Raw genomic sequence first — 3514 nt, forward strand, 5'->3', positions numbered from 1 at the left:
GGTCGACTCCGGAGATCAGAAATTCCAGCGACTCACGACGTTCTTCTTCGGTACCGGCCTCCTGCAGATTTTGCGCATGCACCCGCAGCACCGCCAGCGGCGTGCGCATTTCGTGCGCGGCATCGGCGATAAAACGACGCTCCCGGCCGAGCACTTCCTGAATCTGCGCGAGCATGCGATTGAGCGCTGCCTGCATGGGTTCCAGCTCACTGGGCAGGGGCGTCAGTTGCAGCGGCTCAAGTGAACCACTGTGACGGGCGCGCAGAGTCGCCGCCATGTCTGCCAAGGGCTTGAGCCCCCAGCCTATGGCCAGCCAGATCATCGCGGCGAGGATCAGGCTGCCAACTATGTTCGGCCACAGTGTGTGGCGCACGATGCGGTCGACCAGGTCGGTGCGCACATCGTCGCGCTCGCCGACCCAGATGCGCAGGCCGTTCTGCCTGTCTTCCAGCATGAACGCTCGCCATTGCCGACCTTTCAGATCGACCACGTCGCTGAAGCCCGTTCTCGTCGGCGGCGCAGTAAAGGAGGGCGCACTGGCGGTATGTACCAGCACCTCGCCTTGCGGGTTCCACACCTGGAAGGCGATTTTGCTTTCGTAAGGATGTCCATCAACCCGTGGCTTGGCTTCGCCGAGAGCCTGATTGAACGCCTGATACAACTGCGCGTGCTCGGTACTCGCCATCGGCATACGCATCACGCCCTGCAGCAGGCGTGCGTTCTGCGCCAGTTGGGCGTCGTAGACCTCGGCGATTTCGTGGTTGCTGTCATGCACGTTGAAGAGGCTGAGTACCGCCAGACCGGCCAGTAACAGGCCGATGATCAGGGTCAGCGTGCGCCGGCGGATCGAGGTCATCGACGTTCCTCCACCAGATAACCCACGCCGCGGATGGTGCGGATCAGGTCGGTAGAGAACTTCTTGCGCAGGTGATGAATGTGCACTTCGAGGGTGTTGCTTTCCGCTTCTTCATTCCAGCCGTAAAGCAACTGGATCAATTGATCGCGAGTCATCACCCGGCCCGGCGGCGACAGCAGTTCGTGCAGCAACTGATATTCCTTGGGGGTGAGCGCGACCGGTTGGCCTTGATAACTGACCTGCTGGGTGCCGGGGTTGAGGCTGATACCGGCGTGCTCGATCAGCGCCTGGGCGCGCCCGGCACTGCGGCGCAACAGGGCACGCAGGCGGGCTTTGAGTTCGGCGAGGTCGAAGGGTTTGACCAGGTAATCGTCAGCACCGGCGTCGAGTCCGGCAATGCGATCTTCGGTGGCATCGCGAGCGGTGAGAATCAACACCGGCAGGTTCGAACCGCTGTCACGCAGGCGGCGCAACACTTCGAGGCCATCCATGCGCGGCAGGCCGAGGTCCAGCACGGCGACATCAAACGTTTCGCTGAGCAGCGCGTGCAAGGCGCTGCTGCCATCTTTGAGCCAGTCGACCGTGTAACCCTCGCGACCCAACGCCTGGTAAATGCCTTCACCCAGCGCCACGTCATCCTCGATCAGTAATAAACGCACGCGCACTCCTTTCAGTCGAGTTTCTTGTTCACGTCCACCAGCAAGGTGTCGATCTCTTTACGACGCCCGGCATCGGCACTTTCGCGGCCCGCACGAGGTGCGGCTTGTCTGGCCTTGATCAGCGCTGCCTTGGCTTCAGCGTAGCGCTTCTGACGGTAGAGATGGTCGCCCCAGAAGTACAGACTGTCGATGCCATCGGGGTTGAGCTGCAGGGCTTGTTTGAGCAATTGCTCGGCCTTGTCGCTGTCGCCGAAGCCGATCGGCCAGCCCGGTACGCGGTCGTACAGTGCAGCGAGGCTGGTATAGGCCGAGCCTTGCAGGGCCTTGGGGTCAAGCGTCAGGGATTTTTCCAGATCCGCCTTGGCGTCCTTGGCTTTGCCCAGGGCACCGAGCCCGCCCTCGGCACCGGCCCAACTGCTGGTGACGATGCCTTTCCAGATCCACGCTTCGGCCACATTCGGACGTTGCGTGGTGAACGCGTTGGCTTCGCTGGCCAATTGCTCGAACGCCGCGGCGCGCTGCTTTTCCGCGACCTCGTATTGAATGTGCGCCCAGTTCTGCTGGATGCCGGTGAGACGTTGCTGATCAGCCGGCTCAAGCGCCCAGACACTTTGACTGAGGGCGGCAAACAGCAGGCATGTGGAGAGTTTTTTCATGGCGTTGGAGCCTCGTTATCAGGTTTTTCACTGAGACGGCGGATCAGTGGCAATTGCTTGCGCAAGCCGCGATCCACCAGATGCGGCAGTAAGCTGTTCAAACGGATGAAAAACCGCTCCGGCCAGCCTAGGTACAGGTCACGACGATCGCCGGCAATCGCATGCATCACTGCCGACGCCACGGTCTGCGGATCGTCAACGCTGGCCTTGAGGGCATCGTTCAAGGCTTGCGCAGCGGCGCTGTTCATCGAGGTGCGGGTGGCCCGGGGCGCGACATACAACACGCTGACCCGCGTGTCGGCCAGCTCGCGGCGCAATGCCTCGGAGAATCCGCGCAGGGCAAATTTGCTCGCGCAATAACTGGCGTAACCGGGGTAACCGATCGAGCCATAGGTCGAGCCGACGTTGACCACCATCGCGCTGTCAGCCTGCTTGAGCTGCGGCAACAGCATTTTGGTCAGGCAGATTGGCGCGCTGATGTTCACCGCCAGCATCGCGTTGATGTCACCGTCATCGAGCTGTTCGAGCATGGCGAAGTGATTGACCCCGGCAGCGTTGATCAGCAGGTTGATGCCGCCAATGGCGTCGGCGGCGGCCAACACTTTGCGCCGATCGCTGAGGAAGGTCAGGTCGGCGGCTACCCAGCAGAGGTTCTGCGGATATCGCTCAAGCAGCGGCAGCAGCGCCTCCTGATGCCGCGCCACGGCCAATACCCTGGCACCGGCGGCGCACAAGGCACTGGCGATGGCCAGGCCGATGCCGCCACTGGCACCTGTCAGCACCACGCGGGCTTTATGCAGCTGCATGTTGAGCCTCAGCGTCCCGCGGCAGACCACGGAACATGTCGGCGTAAAGGCGATAGACGACTTTCGAGGCATGAATGACCGCCGCTTGATCGTCAGGGTCTTGCAGCTGATTCATCAACCGCCGATAGGTCTGCATGTGCTCGATGTCGAGCGAACCGTGGGAGTTCAGATAGCTGAATGCCGTTTCCGGCAGCGCCAGGCGATCGCGAATGCTCCCCGCCGCGTGGGTGGCCAGGGCGATGCTGGTGCCTTCGAGTACGTTCACCATGCCGAACAGACCCACCGGATTGCCCCGGGCGATCAGGTCGTAGAGAAAACTGACCATCAGCTCGATCGATAACGACGGCTGACCATCACGCACGGCGTCACGATCACCGCCACAGGCGGCAATGTCGTTGAGCACCCATTGTTCGTGGCCGTATTCATCCTCAATGTACTCGCACACCGCTTTGCGCAGCCATTCCAGGCGCGTCGGCAGGCGTGCACCGCAGGCCATCATCAGTGGCACGGTGTGGCGCACGTGGTAGTAAGCCTGGG

The 3514-nt window shown here is 61.9% G+C and carries 5 protein-coding genes; all 5 read right to left on the reverse strand.

The annotated features are described in order from the left end of the window. Positions 1-856: histidine kinase dimerization/phospho-acceptor domain-containing protein (locus OQK_RS23350; RefSeq protein WP_038861633.1), on the reverse strand; the 856-nt coding region annotated here is incomplete at its 3' end. Further along, the gene (locus OQK_RS23355) at positions 853-1515 is read right to left on the reverse strand and encodes a response regulator (protein WP_016774538.1); all 663 of its coding nucleotides are present in this window, start codon (positions 1513-1515) and stop codon (positions 853-855) included. The genes OQK_RS23355 and OQK_RS23350, both read right to left, overlap by 4 nt. Before the next feature lie 11 nt (positions 1516-1526). Beyond that, positions 1527-2171 carry a tetratricopeptide repeat protein gene (locus OQK_RS23360; protein WP_016774539.1) on the reverse strand — a complete coding sequence of 215 codons (645 nt, stop codon included), beginning with the start codon at positions 2169-2171 and terminating at the stop codon, positions 1527-1529. After that, a complete protein-coding gene (locus OQK_RS23365) occupies positions 2168-2977 on the reverse strand; it encodes an SDR family oxidoreductase (protein WP_016774540.1) in 810 nt (269 codons plus the stop codon). The genes OQK_RS23360 and OQK_RS23365 overlap by 4 nt, the downstream gene beginning before the upstream one ends. Then, a partial coding sequence (locus OQK_RS23370; protein ID WP_016774541.1) for a TenA family transcriptional regulator occupies positions 2964-3514 on the reverse strand: 551 nt, incomplete at its 5' end. The genes OQK_RS23370 and OQK_RS23365, both read right to left, overlap by 14 nt.

Source organism: Pseudomonas sp. R62 (genome assembly GCF_000257605.1).
GTDB classification, from domain to species: Bacteria; Pseudomonadota; Gammaproteobacteria; order Pseudomonadales; family Pseudomonadaceae; genus Aquipseudomonas; species Aquipseudomonas atacamensis.

Excerpts from the sequence above, each read along its gene's own strand:
- OQK_RS23365 (WP_016774540.1), bottom strand. The coding sequence starts at position 2,977 with ATGCAGCTGCATAAAGCCCGCGTGGTGCTGACAGGTGCCAGTGGCGGC.
- OQK_RS23360 (WP_016774539.1), bottom strand. The coding sequence starts at position 2,171 with ATGAAAAAACTCTCCACATGCCTGCTGTTTGCCGCCCTCAGTCAAAGT.